Genomic DNA, 16,497 nt, shown 5'->3' on the forward strand with positions numbered 1-16,497 from the left:
GCAAGGAGATGTCCTTATGAGCAGAGGTTTTTGGATATATGGTGTGCTTCTTGTCGCAATCCAAGGGTTGGCGGCATGCGGGAATAATCCCGTAGAAGATGAACCCATTGAAATGGCATCGGGCGAGCAAGGTGCTGGCGATAAATTGGTCGTCGCCTTCGGTGATAGCCTTTTTGCCGGATATCAATTGGCCCCCAATGAAGGGCTAGCACCGCAATTGCAGGCGGCCCTGAAAGAAGACGGGATAAACGCCCGTGTCCACAATGCCGGCGTATCGGGCGATACTACCGCAGCAGGCCGGACACGTCTGAACTTCGTGCTCGACAATCTGGAGCGCAAGCCCGATCTGGTCGTTCTCGGCCTTGGCGGTAATGACATGCTACGCGGTATCAAGCCAAAGGAGACGCGGGCCAACCTCGAAGCCATGCTGCAAGAGCTGCAGCGGCGTAAAATCAAGGTGGTCATGACCGGCATGCTATCCGCGCCGAATTTGGGGGCCGATTATGCCCGCGAGTTCAATCCGCTTTATCCGGAACTGGCCGCGCAATATGGCGCAAAGCTCTATCCCTTCTTTCTGGAAGGTGTTGTTATGGATAAATCATTGATGCTCAAGGATAATGTTCATCCCAATGCCAAGGGCGTGACGCGCGTTGTCGAAGGATTATCGCCTCTGGTCGAAGCCACATTGATGGATAATCGGAGCGCTGTATTAGAAAAATAATACAGCTGGGGACGTAAGTGCTTGAAAAGGTCAGGCACTCGTTCCATCTGTTGCGTATCTGATAGACAGAGGAAAGTGACCATGTCGACTGAAACCGTTACCCAGACCGTCAGCGAACTGAAGCTGACACCGCCTGATCCAGTGCCCACCGTTGCCCCGCAACAGGCCATGGGGCTGGTCCCGGTAACCGATGAACAGAAGTCGAAGCTGGAAGAACGCGTCGAGGCCTATGTTGCCGATCTGATCGCGCAGGATGTGAACAGCCCCGAATTCGGCAAACGCGTCGACCAGTTGACCAATATGGGCCGCAAGGAAATCATGGAGGCTTCGGCGCAATCGAACCGTTTCCTCGACAAACCGATCCGGCGGATGGACGAAGGATCAGGCGTTGGCGCCGATCTTGCCGAACTGCGCCGCGTGGTTGAGGATCTGGACCCTTCGAAAAAGGGCAATCTGATGACCAAGGAAAAGCTCTTTGGCATCATTCCCTGGGGCAGCAAGCTGCGCAATTATTTCGACAGCTACCAAAGCTCGCAAACCCATATCAGTTCGATCCTTGGACGGTTGGGCAATGGCAAGGACGAGTTGTTGATGGACAATGCCGCCATTGATGTGGAGCGGCAGAATCTCTGGGTTGCCATGGGCAAGCTGGAACAGATGATCGTCATGTCCAAGCAGCTGGATGCCAAGTTGGAGGAAAAGGCGGCGGAACTGGAGCTGTCCGATCCGGCAAAATCGCGCGCCATCAAGGAAAGCGCGCTATTCTACGTGCGCCAGCGCACGCAGGATTTGCTGACCCAGATGGCGGTGACCGTCCAGGGTTATCTGGCGCTTGATCTCGTCAAAAAGAACAATGTCGAGCTGGTGAAGGGCGTGGACCGCGCCTCGACGACCACCGTTGGCGCATTGCGGACGGCGGTGACGGTGGCACAGGCCATGACGAACCAGAAACTCGTTCTCGACCAGATTACCGCGTTGAACACGACGACGGCGAACATCATCGATTCCACCGGCCAGCTTCTGCGCGACAATACGGCGCGCATCCATGAACAAGCGGCAGGCGCAACCATCCCGCTCGAAACATTGAGCCGTGCATTCCAGAATATCTATGACACCATGGATGCCATCGACACGTTCAAGCTGAAGGCGCTCGACAGCATGAAGCAGACGTCGGAAGCGCTGGAGCAGGAAGTGCAGAAGTCGAAGGGCTATATTGCGCGCGCCGAAGGGCAGGCACAGGCCCTGCAATCCACACAGGACAGCGGACTTCTCGCTTCGTTGGAAAACTGAAACTTTAGGATTTGAATGACCAGCCCCGCTTCGCAATCTGACGAAATTCTTGAAAGCAGCCGCCGTGCGCTGCGCAATGTGCGTATGCCGCCCATCGGTACCAAATCGCAGGCCCTGCGCCGCGCACATTTCTGGGGCAAGGTCAGCAAGGCAGCGCTTGCGGTCGGGGCCGTTCTCGTCGGGGCTGGTATTGTCGGTGCGATTATAGACGGCATCGGATTTTGGGGCGTGATGATTACCGGCCTTGTGGGCGCGGCGGCGGCCTATCTGCTGATGCGCTATCCCGATATGCCGATGCCGACGACCGAAAGCCTGCGCCAGACCGATCTGGGCACTTTGGCCGGCAAGACCGAAATCTGGCTGGAATCGCAACGTCCTGCCTTGCCGGCACCGGCGGTGACGGTCATGCAGGATATCGGCATCCGGCTGGATCAACTGGCGCCGCAATTGCAGACTTTGGATGACAATGATCCGGCAGCACGCGAGGTCCGCAAACTGGTGGGTGAGCATTTGCCCGAGCTTATCAACGGCTACAAACGGATACCCGATAGCCTGAAGCGCAAGGAACATGGCGGCAAAACCCCTGAGCAGCAGCTTCTGGACGGCTTGAAACTGATCGACCGCGAAATCGAAACGATGACCGGCCAGATTTCGCGGGGTGAACTCGATAAATTGGCGGTGCGCGGCCGCTATCTCGAACTGAAATACGACACCGACGCATCGAACGCCTAGCTCCGTTCCAAATTCATAATTGCTAATAGTTGCTATTAGAATACCCGATACAGGCCCTCAACCAGTTCAATAGCATTGCTGCGCGCAGGACTGTTCTGACATAGCAAATCCATTGAAGGTTGGGGTGGATTGCATGAAAACGACGGCACGGGCAGTGGTAATTGGCGGCGGCGTCGTGGGCGTCAGCACATTATACCATCTGGCCAAAATGGGGTGGAGCGATGTTGTCCTGCTGGAACGCAAGGAACTGACATCCGGGTCGACCTGGCACGCAGCGGGTCTGCTGCCGCTGTTCAACCTCAGCTATTCGGTTGGAAAACTTCACCAATATTCGGTCGGACTTTATCCGAGCCTCGAAGCCGAGACCGGCCTGCATGCAGGGTTTTCGCAAGTTACCAACATCCGTCTTGCCACCACGCGCGACCGCATGGATGAATATCATTATTATGCCGGTGTTGCGCGCACGATTGGCGTGAACGTCAACTTCCTTACGCCTGATCAGGTGAAGGACATCTGGCCGCTTGCCGATATGGATGGCGTGATCGGCGCGATCCAGCATCCGGACGATGGCTATATCCAACCCGCCGACCTGACCCAGGCCTTGGCCAAAGGCGCGCGGCAGCGTGGTGCGACCATTTACCGCAACACGACCGTGACCGCGATTACGCAGCAGCCCAATGGTGAATGGCTGGTATCGACCGATCAGGGCGAAATAACATGCGAACATGTCGTTTCCTGCTCCGGCAATTTTGCACGGGCGACAGGGGCGATGGTCGGGCTGGATATCCCCGTCATCCCGGTCGAACACCAGTATATCGTAACCGAACAGCATCCCGACATCATGGCCCGCAAAAAGGCCGGATTGCCCGAGATGGGCGTGCTGCGGGAATCCGACGCCAGCTATTATATGCGCGAAGAAGCAGGCGGCCTTCTGCTTGGCCCCTATGAAGTCGGTGCGCCTGCTTGCTATGTCGACGGCCCGGCGGCGAACAGCGAATATGAACTGTTTCCCGACGCTCTCGAACGGCTGGAGCCATATATATTGGCCGCGATGAAACGTGTCCCGGCCTTTGGTGAAGTCGGAATCAAGAAAGTCTATAATGGCGCAATTGCCTATACGCCCGACGGGTCGCCCATCGTCGGTCCGGCATGGGGCCTCAAAAACTTCTGGCTCAACGAAGGCCATAGTTTCGGGGTCACGGCCGCAGGCGGCGCGGGTTGGCAGCTTGCCCACTGGATTGTCGATGGTGAACCGACCATCGACATGATGGGCGTCGATCCGCGCCGCTTTGGCGATTATGCCGGCCGCCGCTTCCTGATCGAAAAGAACGAGGAAGCTTACGCCAAAGTCTTTACCGTCCACTATCCCGACGAAGAGAGGGAGGCCGGACGCGCCTTGCGGCGGACACCTTGTTACGACCGGATGAAGGCTTTGGGTGCGGTCTTTGGCAGCGTTTTTGGCTGGGAGCGTCCCAACTGGTTCGCGCCAGAGGGCTATGCCCTGACCGAGGCCGATCTGGACAAGCCGGATGTGCTGTTGAACGATAATCACCCCGTTGTTGCGGGCGAGGCTGTCCGGGAGAAATGGTCGTTCCGCCGGTCCAACTATTTCACACATGTTGGCAATGAATGTCGCCATGTACATGAAAATGTTGGCATTCAGGATATGAGTGCCTTTGCCAAATGCGAAATTTCAGGGCCGGGCGCGGAGGCATGGCTGGACCAGTTGCTAACCAACGCCGTGCCGAAAAAGGTAGGCCGGGTCACGCTATCCTATTTGCTGACCGACAAGGGCGGAGTGCGGTGTGAATTCACCGTCTACAAAATGGCACCCCAGCGTTATTATCTGGTGTCGGCAGGCGCTTATGAGCGGCACGACCATGACTATCTGAAAAAAGCGATGCCCAAGGACGGTTCGGTAAGCTTCGAACGGCTCACCACGTCGATGGGCGTGCTGGTGTTGGCGGGTCCTAAATCGCGCGCACTTTTGCAGAAACTGACCGACGCAAATCTGTCGAACGAAGCTTTCCCCTGGCTGACCGGACAGAAGATCAGCATCGGTCTTGCGCAGGTCGAGGCACTGCGGGTCAACTTCATTGGCGAACTGGGTTGGGAAATCCATCATCCCATCGAAATGCAAAACTATATTTTTGACGAATTGATGGCCGCCGGAGCCGAGTTTGACATCAAGCCGTTCGGTATCCGGGCGATGACGTCGATGGCGCTCGAAAAAAGCTACAAACTGATCCCACGCGAACTGTCGGTCGAATATGCCGCCTTTGAGAGCGGATTGGACCGCTTTGTCAGCTTGAAAAAAGCCGGCTTTCACGGGAGAGACGCGTTGCTTGCGTGGCAGGCCAAGGGATTTGCCAATGCGCTGGTCACGATGGAAGTGCACGGCGTGACGGATGCCGATGCACGCGGCTCCGAAGCCATTTATCAGGGCGGTGAGATCGTAGGTCGTGCGACCTCCGGTGGCTTTGGCTGGCGGGTGGGCAAATCGCTCGCGTTGGCGATGGTGCGGCCGGATCTGGCTGTGACGGGAGTCGAACTGGAAATCGCCATTTTGGGCACGCGATACCGTGCCACGATTATTGAAGATTCGCCCTTCGACCCCGAAAACACGGCGCTCAGGAGCTAGGCCAATGGCGCGCTTTGAATCCATACAGGCACTTTTGCAGCAAGACCGGAAGGGGCATACCCTCCCGCGTGAGTTATATGTCGGCGAAGACGCTTTCCAGTTCGACACGCAGGTCATGCTGAAATCGGTCTGGCTTTACGCATGCACCGCGGCGCACGTCAAAAATGCCGGCGACTTTTTTGTCTTCGAGGTCGGGCATAATGCGATCATCATTGTCCGGGGCCGCGACAATGAAATCCGCGCTTTCTGGAACAGTTGCCGCCACCGTGGTGCGAAAATCTGTGTGGAGCAGCGCGGGCGGGTCCCAAGGCTCATGTGTCCCTACCATCAATGGACCTATGGCCTTGATGGAAAACTGCTCGCCGCGCGCAGTATGGCAGAGGATTTCGATAAGCAGGATCACGGGTTGAATCCAGTCGCGCTGGAAAATGTCGGCGGACTGATCTTCATTTGTATGGATGATAATCCACCGTCGATTGAACGGGTTAAGGCCGATATTGAAGATCAGATCGCGATATATGACATCGAACGGCTGAAGGTCGTTGTGCAGGACAATTATATCGAGGACGCCAACTGGAAACTGGTGATGGAGAATAACCGCGAATGCTATCATTGCGACGCGGGGCATCCGGAACTGATTAGCGTGCTGGGCACCTATGGCTTTGGCAAAGGCCTGCCCGAAGATGGCGAGGCGGATGTGGTGGATGACGCCGCCTTTGACGCGATGGTAGAGGCCAAGCGGGCGCAGTGGAAGGATCTGGGTATTTTCCGCGAGCTCATCGAATTTCCCGATGGATGGTGGCACCGGATGGCGCGGCTGCCGCTCGCCAATGGCGCAGTGACTCAATCGATCGACGGAAAGCTGGCCTGCAAGAAGCTGATCGGACCTTTTACCGAGCCTGAAAGCTCAAGCCTGTCGGTATGGACCCAGCCGAACAGCTGGCATCACTTATGCTGTGATCATGTCGTTACCTTCTCGCTCACGCCAGTTGCGGCCGACAAGACATTGCTGCGCACCAGCTGGCTCGTCCACGAAGATGCGGTCGAAGGGGTGGACTATGATCCCGATCATATCGCTGCCCTTTGGCGCACAACCAATACACAGGACGGGCATTTTTCTATGCTGAACCATCAGGGGATAAGCTCCGATGGCTATCAACAGGGACCCTATGCCGTTGAGGAAAAGCTGGTTGAGGATTTCAAGGATTTCTATGTGGATGCGTCGTTAAAGTCGCTACAGCGAGTACAGGCATGAAAAGGCTACCTGCAGGAGGCTCCGCCAAGCTGGCTGCCGGTGACTGGCAACCGGGTGAACGGCCGGGCGAAATGATTAGGTTGCTTGTCGATGATCCCCGAGGTTACCATACTATGCTATTAAAAGTGGCCCCCGGCCCATTGGGCATCATGCATGCGCATGATGAAATCGAACAGATTTATGTGATGGAGGGCGACTTTTTCGATGACGATGAAAGCTATGGCCCCGGGGATTTTCTGCTGCGCATGCCCGGCGCTATGCACCGCGCCGGAAGTAAAGATGGCTGCACGATGTTTATCGTCTACGCGCCGTTGTCGGGAGGGCCCGCATGACCCGCTTCAGTGCCTTCAGCCTATTTGCCAAAGCCTTGGGCGCGCACAAGGATTGGCCCGAACAATGGCCCGATGCAGCGCCTAAAACAACCTATGATGCGATCATAGTCGGAGGAGGCGGGCATGGCCTTGGCGCGGCTTATTATCTCGCCAAGAAATATGGCATCACCAATGTGGCGGTGCTGGAAAAGGGATGGATTGGTGGCGGTAATACAGGCCGTAATACGACGATCATCCGGTCCAACTATCTATATGATGAAAGCGCGCATCTCTACGACCATGCGGTCAAGCTGTGGGACGGGCTTAGCCAGGAACTGAATTACAACACCATGTATTCCAAGCGCGGCGTGATGATGCTGGCGCACAACGTCCATGATATCCAGAGCTTCAAACGGCATATCCATGCGAACCGGCTGAATGGGGTCGATAATGAATGGCTGACCCCTGAAGAAGCCAAAGCCTATTGCCCCCCTCTCAATATCGCCGCCGATGCCCGCTATCCGGTGCTGGGCGCCGCTTTGCAACGTCGTGGCGGAACGGCGCGGCATGATACGGTGGCGTGGGGATATGCACGTGCAGCGGCTGCGCTTGGGGTGGATATCATCCAGAATTGCGCTGTAACCGGTATCCGCCGGGGTGCCGACGGCGCAATTGAGGGCGTGGAAACAACACGCGGCTATATCGCGTCAAAACGGGTCGGCGTGTCTGCGGCTGGCAATACGTCGGTCGTCATGCAAATGGCTGGCCTCGATTTCCCGCTCGAAAGCTATCCCCTGCAGGCATTGGTGTCCGAACCAATCAAGCCGACATTTCCGTGCGTGGTCATGTCGAACACAGTCCATGCTTATATGAGCCAGTCGGACAAGGGCGAGCTGGTGATCGGTGCGGGGACCGACCAATATGTCAGCTATTCGCAACGCGGTGCGCTGCATATTGTCGAGCATACTTTGGCCGCGATCTGCGAGATTTTCCCCATTTACCGGCGGGTGCGGATGTTGCGAACATGGGGCGGGATAGTCGATGTGACGCCCGACCGGTCACCGATATTGGGCAAGACACCGGTGAAGGGTCTCTATGTGAATTGCGGATGGGGCACCGGCGGGTTCAAGGCGACGCCGGGGGCGGGGGACTTGCTGGCCTATACCATAGCAAAGGACGAACCGCACCGGATCAACGCGCCATTCAATCTCGACCGGTTCCGCAACGGGCGGTTGATTGACGAAGCAGCGGCAGCGGCGGTGGCACACTGATGATCCTGATCCATTGCCCCTATTGCGACGAACAACGTCCCGAAATCGAATTTGCCTATGCGGGCCAAGCGCATATTGCTCGTCCCGCAGACCCCGACAGCTATAGCGATGAAGAATGGGAGCATTTCCTGTTCATCCGCGCCAACCCGCGCGGGCGGCATCATGAACGGTGGCGGCATAGCCATGGCTGCGGGCGCTTCTTCAATGCGGTGCGCGACACCGTGACGGACAAGTTCGAAACAACCTACAAGGCAGGGGAGCCCCGCAAATGAGCGGCTATCGTTTACCTGCCGGTGGCCGTATCGATCGCAGCAAGCCGGTCGCGTTCGAATTTGACGGAAAGCGCTATCAGGGCTTTGCCGGCGATACATTGGCGTCGGCCTTGCTGGCAAACGGCGTCTCGCTCTTTGGCCGCTCGTTCAAATATCATCGGCCACGCGGACTATTGGCGGCGGGCGGCGAGGAGCCAAATGCGCTGGTTTCGGTCCATCGCGGGCCGGGGCGTTTCACACCCAATCTACGCGCGACAAATGTGGAAATTCATGACGGGCTGAACGCGAGCAGCCAGAACCGCTGGCCATCGCTGAAGACCGATTTTGGTGCGATCAATGACCGGCTGGGCATGTTCTTTCCCGCCGGTTTCTACAACAAGACCTTCATGTGGCCGCGTTCATTCTGGGACCGGCTTTATGAGCCTGCCATCCGTAAAATGGCGGGATTGGGTGATGCTCCGACCGAGGTTGATCCCGATACCTATGCCGCGATCTATGCGCATTGCGATCTGCTGATTGTAGGTGCAGGGCCCGCAGGTCTGGACGCCGCGCTGGAGGCATCTGGCACGGCGAAGCGTGTTATCCTGATCGACGAACAGGATGAGGCTGGCGGCGGGGCCTTGGCCGATCCGGCTTTATGGCCCTGGCTGGACCGTAGCATGAAAGCGTTGAACGCGGCGGCCAATGTGACGGTCCTGACGCGGACGACGGCCTTTGGCTATTATCACGACAATTTCGTCGGGGCTGTCCAGAGGCTGACGGACCATCTGCCTGAAAATTCGGAAACCCCGCGCGAAAAATTGTGGCGCATCCGGGCGGGCGAAGTGCTGCTGGCGCAAGGGGCGATTGAACGGCCGCTGGTGTTCGATGGCAATGATACCCCCGGTGTCATGCTGTCATCGGCGGCCAAGATATTCGCCAACCGTTATGGCGTTGCGGTCGGCAAATCGCTTGCCCTAATGGCCGTGCACAATAGCGGCTGGCACGATGTTTTCGCTTTGAAAAAGGCCGGTGTAGGCATTGCGGCGATTATCGATGCGCGCGATGCGGTCGACGAAAGCTTGTTGGCAGAGGCAGCCGCGCTGGGCGTCGCCGTCTATCTCAACCACAGCGTGATCGGTGTCAAAGGTAGGCATCAGGTCACTTCCATCGAGATTTGCGCCAATAGCGGCGACGGCCGCCGCAGCATCTCTTGCGACACGCTATTAATGGCAGGCGGCTGGACACCAAGTGTCCATCTCTGGTCGCACAGCAAGGGTAGCCTCAAATGGCGCGACAATCTGGGCGCTTATGTGCCGGATCAGCCCAACGAAAATTGCCGCAGCATCGGGGCCTGTTCGGGCGATTGGGATTTCGGTAAAGGCGCTGTGTTTGATGTATTGCCGACACCAAAGGATCAGGCGCGGATCAAGGCCTTTGTCGATTTCCAGAATGATGTGACCGCAAAGGACATCAACCTCGCGGTGCGCGAAGGCTTCCGGTCGATCGAGCACATCAAGCGCTATACGACCAACGGCATGGCCACCGACCAAGGGAAGACGTCGAACCTGAACGGCCTGCAAATCGCCTCGACCGCTTTGGCAAAGGCTGTGCCCGACATCGGCCTTACGACGTTTCGTCCGCCTTACACGCCGCAGACCTTTGGGGCGTTGGCGGGCCATGCGAAAGGCGCGTTGTTTCAGGCGACGCGTACCACCAATATCGACGGTTGGGCCGAAGAAAATGGTGCGATTTTCGAACTGGTCGCGCAATGGCGCCGTGCGCGTTACTTCCCGAAATTCGGCGAAGACATGCACGCGGCCGTCAATCGCGAATGCCGCGCGGTGCGCACGAGCGTCGGCATATTCGACGCATCGACCTTGGGCAAAATAGAGGTGGTTGGTCCGGATGCGGCCGAGTTTTTGAACCGCATGTACACCAATCCGTGGAAGGCGCTTGAGCCGGGGCGTTGCCGCTATGGCTTATTGCTCAAGGAAGATGGCTTCATCACCGATGATGGCGTTTCCGCGCGGCTGGCACCTGACCGGTTCCACCTGACCACGACAACGGGCGGCGCTGCGCGGGTATTGAACATGATGGAGGATTATCTCCAGACCGAATGGCCTGACCTCAACGTCTGGCTGACGAGCACGACCGAGCAATATGCGGTCATCGCGCTGCAGGGGCCCAACGCTCGCAAGCTGCTGGAGCCGCTGGTGGAGGGCATCGACCTGTCGGCAGAGGCATTCCCGCACATGGCGATCCGTGAGGGCCTGATCTGCGGCATTCCCACGCGCCTGTTCCGCGTCAGCTTCACCGGCGAACTGGGTTTCGAGATCAATGTCCCCACCGCCTTTGGCCGTACCCTTTGGGAACGGTTGATGGCCGAAGGTGCGGACTATGGAATTACGCCTTATGGCACCGAAACGATGCACGTCTTGCGCGCCGAAAAAGGCTTCATCATTGTCGGACAGGATACAGACGGCACGGTTACGCCTTATGATGCCGGTCTCGACTGGGCTGTCGGTAAGAAGAAGCCAGACTTTGTCGGGCGGCGCTCACTTGCACGGCCGGATATTGTAGCCGCTGGCCGTAGGCAGTTGGTCGGGTTACTGACCGAAGACCCCAAGATGGTATTGGAAGAGGGCGCGCAGATTGTGGCGGATCCAAACCAGTCCGTCCCCATGACTATGATCGGTCATGTCACCTCCTCCTATTGGAGCGAAACGCTCGGGCGTTCGATCGCGATGGCGCTGGTTGCAAATGGTCATGCCATGACGGGTGAGACAATATATGTTCCAATGCCTGACGGCTCGCATAAGGCGACTATAGGTTCGATGGTCTTTTACGATCCGGAAGGAGCGCGTCTGCATGTCTGACACTCTCACGCGCGTTGAACCCGTGCCATCTGCACCCTTTGTCGGGGAAGGCATATCCATTTCTCTGGCCGCACCCATGATGCGTTATTCACTGCGCGCGCGTCAGCCGCAGGCTCTTGAAACCCTGCTCGGGGTCAAGATGCCCAAGAAGATAGGCGCGACGGAAGAGGGGATTGCGTGCCTTGGACCCGATGAATGGTTGCTGCGCGCGCCAATGGGTTCCAAGATAGTCAGCGGCGCGGGGTTGCCGGTGTCGATAGTCGATATCAGCGAACGGGCGATCTGTCTTGTGGTGGAGGGACCACGCAGTGCGGAAATATTGAACGCAGGATGCCCGCTTGATCTGGATAAATTTGCGGTCGGACGGGCGACACGAACGATATTCGAAACCGTCGAAATCGTGCTGCTTCGGTTGGCCGAGGACCGGTTCCATGTCGAAATCTGGCGCAGCTTCGCGCCATGGATGTGGACCGCACTAACGACAGCGGCGCATCATTAGCATCAAGTCGGTATCAAAGGGGGGACATATTGGCGGATTGGGATAAAGCGATTGATCTGGGGGATTACGGCAAGTCGAACCGTAATTGGCTAGGTATGCACATCAACCCCGCAGTGTTCCTGCCCACCGCTTTTATCTCGCTCGTCGTGATAATATTCAGTCTTGTCGCGCCACAGGCATCGGCGGATTTTTTCTCGGCATTGCGGAGCGGGGCGGTGGCCAATTTCGATTGGTTCTTCATGTCTGCGGGAAATGTGCTTCTGCTGTTCTGCGTGATCGTGGCGCTTTCTCCGCTCGGGAATATAAGGCTGGGGGGCAAGGGATCAAAGCCTGACTATTCCCGGCTGTCCTGGTTCGCGATGCTATTTGGGGCCGGGATGGGCATTGGCCTCGTCTTCTACGGCGTGGGTGAGCCGGTGACCCACTTTACGACATCGATGGCGGGCGGATCAGGCGCACCTTTGGGCGGCGCGACGGGTGACGCAGCGGCATCGCGAGGGCTGGCGATGGCGGCCACGATATTCGACTGGGGGCTCCATCCATGGGCGATCTTCACGGTCACGGGTCTGGCGCTGGCGGTGTTCACTTTCGACTATAAAATGCCACTCTCGATGCGGTCGGCATTCTACCCCCTATTTGGCAAAGCTGTATGGGGCAGGGCCGGGGATGTGATCGAGATATTGGCAGTGCTGGCCACGATATTCGGACTCGCCACTTCCTTGGGTTTAGGCGCGCAACAGGCGATGGCTGGGATCAGCTATCTCTTTGGTGTGGCGAGTTCCTCGACGACGATTTTGATGTTGATTGCCGTCATGGCTGCCGTGACCTTCTTGTCCGTTCGGGGCGGCATTGACCGGGGCATTCGCATCTTGAGCGAGGTCAATATGTGGGTCGCTTTTGCATTGCTGGTCTTCGTCCTGTCGACCGGGTCCACGCTGCAATTGCTCGGCGATCTCGGACGCAATATTGTCACCTATCTTAGCCTTCTGCCTGCGCTCTCCAACCCGGTTGGGCGCACCGATACGGGTTTTTATAACGACTGGTCGGTCTATTATTGGGCATGGTGGATCAGTTGGGCGCCCTTTGTCGGCATGTTCATGGCCCGCATTTCGCTCGGCCGCACTGTCCGTGAATTCATTGCAGGGGCCATGATTGCGCCGACATTGCTGGGCATCATCTGGCTGACCATTTTTGGCGACGCCAGCATTGCGCATATTGTGGCAGGGAACGGCGCGGAATTGACGAAGGCATCACTGGATACGCAGCTGTTCGTCCTGCTCGCATCGCTGCCCTGGGCGCAATTTACCTCGGTCGTCGCGATTGCGCTGATCCTGATCTTTTTCGTCACCGGATGGGATTCGGGCACTCTGGTGATTGACACAATGACGTCGGGCGGGCGTACCGACACGCCGCTGCGACAGAAGACAATCTGGCTGTTTGTCGTAGGCGGTATCGGCATCGTTCTGCTGCTCAGCGGGGGCCTCACATCGTTACAAGCGGGCGCTATTGCAACAGGCCTGCCTCTGGCAGGGGTCTTGCTTTTGATGTGTGCCGGGACATTGAAGGGCCTGCTCGCCTTGCACCGTCTGCCGGCGCAATCGGGGGCAATAGAAACTCTCGATGGCTGAGCATTATGACTTCATCATTGTCGGCGCAGGATCGGCGGGATGTGTGCTGGCCGACCGATTGACCGCCGATGGCCAAAACCGGGTGCTGGTGCTGGAATATGGCGGGTCGGACCGGTCAGTCTTTATCCAGATGCCGAGCGCGCTTTCGATCCCGATGAACACGCGCAAATATAATTGGCAATATGAAAGCGAGCCGGAACCCCATTTGAACGGACGCCGGATGCACACGCCGCGTGGTAAAGGGCTTGGCGGGTCGTCGTCGATTAATGGCCTTGTCTATGTTCGTGGCAACCCACTCGATTTCGAACTTTGGAAGGATCAGGGCGCGCAGGGTTGGGGCTATGCCAATGTTCTTCCCTATTTCAAGCGGGCCGAGCGACGCGATGAAGGTGGTGATAGCTACAGGGGCGGGGACGGTCCGCTCGACACGCGCTACGGACCGATGCGCAATCCGCTGTATCAGGCGTGGATCGATGCCGCGGCGCAGGCAGGCTATCCCATCACATCCGACATAAATGGAGAGCAGCAGGAAGGCTTTGGCCGGATGGACATGACCGTGCGCGACGGCGCGCGGTGTAGTGCCGCCAAGGCCTATTTGCGACCAGCGATGAAGCGCCCCAATCTGACCGTCGTCACCCACGCCATGGCAGAACAGATAGTGATGGAAGGGCGCAAGGCCGTCGGCATCCGCTATCAGCGGGCAGGGCAGGCGCATGTTGCCTACGCCAGTCGCGAAGTCATATTGTCGGGCGGTCCGATAAACTCACCCCAATTGCTCATGCTGTCGGGAATAGGGCCAGCTGCGGAACTTCGCCGTCATGGCATTGAAATCGTTGCCGATCGCCCTGGCGTTGGGGCAAATTTGCAGGATCATCTGGAATTTTATTTTCAGGTCGCCTGTAAAAGGCCGGTATCGCTTTACCCCTATATGAACTGGTTTGCCAAAGGGCTGATCGGGGCCCAATGGCTTTTGACACGCAAAGGGTTGGGCGCGACCAACCATTTTGAAAGCTGCGGATTTATCCGGAGCCGGGCGGGTATCAAATATCCGGATATCCAATATCATTTCTTCCCGCTTGCGGTTCGCTATGATGGCAAATCTATGGTCGAGGGGCATGGATTTCAGGCGCATGTCAGCCCCATGCGCTCCAAAAGCCGGGGAAGCATCACGTTGCGGTCGGGAGATACGAAGGGCAAGCCGGTTATCCGCTTCAACTATATGAGCCACCCCGATGACTGGGCCGAAATGCGCGCAGGTGTCCGTTTGACGCGCGAGATTTTTGCCCAGTCTGCGTTCGACCCCTTTCGCGGCGCAGAAATCGCACCCGGCGCAGATGTTGTTTCGGATGATGAGATTGATGCCTTTATCCGCGATAAAATCGAAAGTGGCTATCATCCGTGCGGGACGTGCAAGATCGGGGACACCGCTGATCCGATGGCTGTCGTGGATAACGAATTGCGGGTCATCGGTGTCGATGGACTGCGTGTTGTCGATAGCTCGGTCATGCCGTCGATCACCACAGGGAATCTGAATGCCCCGACCATCATGATTGGTGAAAAAGGTGCCGATCATATTTTGGGCAAGCCGTTGCTGGCGCCGTCAAACGCACCCTATTATGTCGCTGACAATTGGGAAACGGCCCAGAGATGAGACCGGTCATTCATGAGCCTGCGCGCCAGATTGACGTTATTCGCGAGACCGACGTGCTGGTTGTCGGCTCAGGCCCCGGCGGACTTGCCGCGGCTTTGGCGTCGGCGCGGGCGGGTGTCGAAACGATCTTGCTTGAACGCTATGGATGTTTTGGCGGCAACATAACGCAGGTCGGTGTCGAAGGCTTCGCCTGGTACCGGCATCCGCAAACGATCGACAGCGAAGGCATTGGCCGCGAATTTGAAGAGCGTGCCAAGCACATGGGTGCGGCGATGCCCGAACCGCAATCGATCAGCCACAGTTTGGACGCCGAAAGCTTCAAATATGTGGCTGACACGCTGGTCGAAGAGGCCGGGGTAATCCCGATGCTGCACCGCCTCTTCGTCGCCCCCATCATGGAAGGGGATACGATCAAGGGTGTGATCGTTGAGAGTAAAGCAGGGCGTGAGGCGATACTCGCCAAACGGGTCGTCGATGCGACGGGCGATGCCGACATCGCCTACCGGGCGGGTGCCCCGACACACAAGCATCCGGTGGACGAGATGATGTCGGTGTCCGTTATGTTTTCAATGTGCGGTGTAAACAAGACTCGCTTCATCGATGCGGTCAAATCGGACCCGCAAACCTATAGCGACTGGGCCGTAGGCGGCGAGTGGGAGGTGACGACATCGGGAAAAGAAGACGCGCTGTTCTCCCCATTCTTGCGCAAGCCTTTTCAAAAAGCGCTGGAGGCTGGGCTAATTCCGGACAGCGTAAAAACTATGGCAGGCACTTGGGGGACGGTATCGGACCAAGGGGACCTGACCTATTTGAACATGTGCCATCTCTATCTCGACGGGACCGATCCGGACGCCCTGACCCATGGGGAAATGGAAGGACGGAAACAGGCGATGCACGCGGTAAAAGCGCTGAAGGCGTTCATGCCGGGGTGCGAGGATGCAAAGCTCCGCAATTTCGGGATGACCTTGGGTATACGCGATACGCGCAAGATCGATGCCGCCTATAATATGACGGCGGATGATGTGCAGGGAGAGGCGCGCTTCAGCGATAGCATAGGTATCTTCCCGGAATTCATCGACGGCTACGGCTATCTGATATTACCCACCACGGGTCGCTATTTTCATGTGCCCTACCGCGCCATGCTTCCCAAACAGGTCCGGAACCTGATCGTGACGGGGCGGACGATTGGCGGGGACAAAATCAGCCATGCCGCCGTCCGCAACATGATGTGCTGTGCCGTTGCGGGCCAGGGGGCCGGCGTAGCGGCCGCACTTGGCGTCAAAACAGGGCGCGGCTTTGCCGAACTCGATATTGCGATGCTGCAACAGGAATTGCGCCGGCAAGGGGCGCGGATTGAATAGGGGCGGA

General features: G+C 57.6%; 13 protein-coding genes. All 13 read left to right on the forward strand.

Annotated features, from left to right (window positions below; genetic code table 11):
• Positions 1 to 16 precede the first annotated feature (16 nt).
• The 13 genes from EUU25_RS02120 (at position 17) to EUU25_RS02180 (ending at position 16,490) form a co-directional block, all read left to right on the forward strand.
• Positions 17 to 721, forward strand: a complete 705-nt coding sequence (locus EUU25_RS02120) for an arylesterase (protein WP_158897863.1) — start codon at positions 17 to 19, stop codon at positions 719 to 721.
• Positions 722 to 802: 81 nt separating this feature from the next.
• Positions 803 to 2,011: a toxic anion resistance protein gene (locus tag EUU25_RS02125; RefSeq protein ID WP_158897865.1), complete on the forward strand. Its 1,209-nt coding sequence runs from the start codon at positions 803 to 805 to the stop codon at positions 2,009 to 2,011.
• 15 nt (positions 2,012 to 2,026) lie between these two features.
• A complete protein-coding gene (locus EUU25_RS02130) occupies positions 2,027 to 2,743 on the forward strand; it encodes a hypothetical protein (protein WP_158897867.1) in 717 nt (238 codons plus the stop codon).
• A gap of 133 nt (positions 2,744 to 2,876) precedes the next feature.
• A complete protein-coding gene (locus EUU25_RS02135) occupies positions 2,877 to 5,384 on the forward strand; it encodes a GcvT family protein (protein ID WP_158897869.1) in 2,508 nt (835 codons plus the stop codon).
• 4 nt (positions 5,385 to 5,388) lie between these two features.
• Entirely contained in the window at positions 5,389 to 6,639 is a 1,251-nt protein-coding gene (locus tag EUU25_RS02140) for an aromatic ring-hydroxylating oxygenase subunit alpha (RefSeq protein WP_158897871.1), read from the forward strand.
• Positions 6,636 to 6,971, forward strand: a complete 336-nt coding sequence (locus EUU25_RS02145; RefSeq protein WP_158897873.1) for a cupin domain-containing protein — start codon at positions 6,636 to 6,638, stop codon at positions 6,969 to 6,971. The genes EUU25_RS02140 and EUU25_RS02145 overlap by 4 nt, the downstream gene beginning before the upstream one ends.
• Complete coding sequence (locus EUU25_RS02150; RefSeq protein ID WP_158897875.1) at positions 6,968 to 8,221, forward strand: sarcosine oxidase subunit beta family protein; 1,254 nt, start codon at positions 6,968 to 6,970, stop codon at positions 8,219 to 8,221. Before EUU25_RS02145 ends, EUU25_RS02150 begins: the two co-directional genes overlap by 4 nt.
• Positions 8,221 to 8,493: a sarcosine oxidase subunit delta gene (locus tag EUU25_RS02155; protein ID WP_158897877.1), complete on the forward strand. Its 273-nt coding sequence runs from the start codon at positions 8,221 to 8,223 to the stop codon at positions 8,491 to 8,493. The genes EUU25_RS02150 and EUU25_RS02155 overlap by 1 nt, the downstream gene beginning before the upstream one ends.
• Entirely contained in the window at positions 8,490 to 11,351 is a 2,862-nt protein-coding gene (locus EUU25_RS02160; RefSeq protein WP_158897879.1) for a 2Fe-2S iron-sulfur cluster-binding protein, read from the forward strand. Before EUU25_RS02155 ends, EUU25_RS02160 begins: the two co-directional genes overlap by 4 nt.
• Positions 11,344 to 11,850, forward strand: coding sequence for a sarcosine oxidase subunit gamma (locus EUU25_RS02165; RefSeq protein WP_158897881.1), 507 nt, complete (start codon positions 11,344 to 11,346; stop codon positions 11,848 to 11,850). The genes EUU25_RS02160 and EUU25_RS02165 overlap by 8 nt, the downstream gene beginning before the upstream one ends.
• A 29-nt stretch (positions 11,851 to 11,879) precedes the next feature.
• Positions 11,880 to 13,478, forward strand: a complete 1,599-nt coding sequence (locus EUU25_RS02170; protein ID WP_222848820.1) for a BCCT family transporter — start codon at positions 11,880 to 11,882, stop codon at positions 13,476 to 13,478.
• Positions 13,471 to 15,129: a choline dehydrogenase gene (betA, locus tag EUU25_RS02175; protein WP_158897885.1), complete on the forward strand. Its 1,659-nt coding sequence runs from the start codon at positions 13,471 to 13,473 to the stop codon at positions 15,127 to 15,129. Before EUU25_RS02170 ends, betA begins: the two co-directional genes overlap by 8 nt.
• A complete protein-coding gene (locus tag EUU25_RS02180; protein ID WP_158897887.1) occupies positions 15,126 to 16,490 on the forward strand; it encodes an FAD-dependent oxidoreductase in 1,365 nt (454 codons plus the stop codon). The genes betA and EUU25_RS02180 overlap by 4 nt, the downstream gene beginning before the upstream one ends.
• Positions 16,491 to 16,497 lie beyond the last annotated feature (7 nt).

The organism is Sphingorhabdus lacus (assembly GCF_009768975.1).
GTDB classification, from domain to species: domain Bacteria; phylum Pseudomonadota; class Alphaproteobacteria; order Sphingomonadales; family Sphingomonadaceae; genus Sphingorhabdus_B; species Sphingorhabdus_B lacus.